1 protein-coding gene is annotated in these 291 nt (G+C 40.2%); it reads right to left on the bottom strand.

The annotated features are described in order from the left end of the window. A partial coding sequence (locus ACSG5Z_RS31390) for a signal recognition particle receptor subunit alpha (RefSeq protein WP_435712903.1) occupies positions 1-189 on the bottom strand: 189 nt, incomplete at its 3' end. Positions 190-291: the final 102 nt, after the last annotated feature.

Raw genomic sequence — 291 nt, 5'->3', positions numbered from 1 at the left:
TTGTCCGACAGCACGTTCAGACACACGCTTTACAAAATCTTTTACTACTTTAAAGTTAACGTCCGCTTCTAAAAGAGCTAGACGAACTTCTCTCATCATTTCTTTCACATCGGCTTCAGTAACTTTTCCTTTGCCGCGGATTTTTTGCATTGTCTGTTGAAGTCGGTCGGCTAATCCTTCAAATGCCATATTGCCGCCCTCCTAATCTAATTTTTCGATAGCTTCAACATCTTGTTTCATTTCTTCATTCACATGCTCTTCTTCGCTGATTAGCTGTTTTAGCTTTGCAAC

Source organism: Bacillus pretiosus, from assembly GCF_051294775.1.
In the GTDB taxonomy this organism is placed as follows: Bacteria; Bacillota; Bacilli; order Bacillales; family Bacillaceae_G; genus Bacillus_A; species Bacillus_A wiedmannii.
This window is presented reverse-complemented; position numbering and strand designations above follow the sequence as displayed.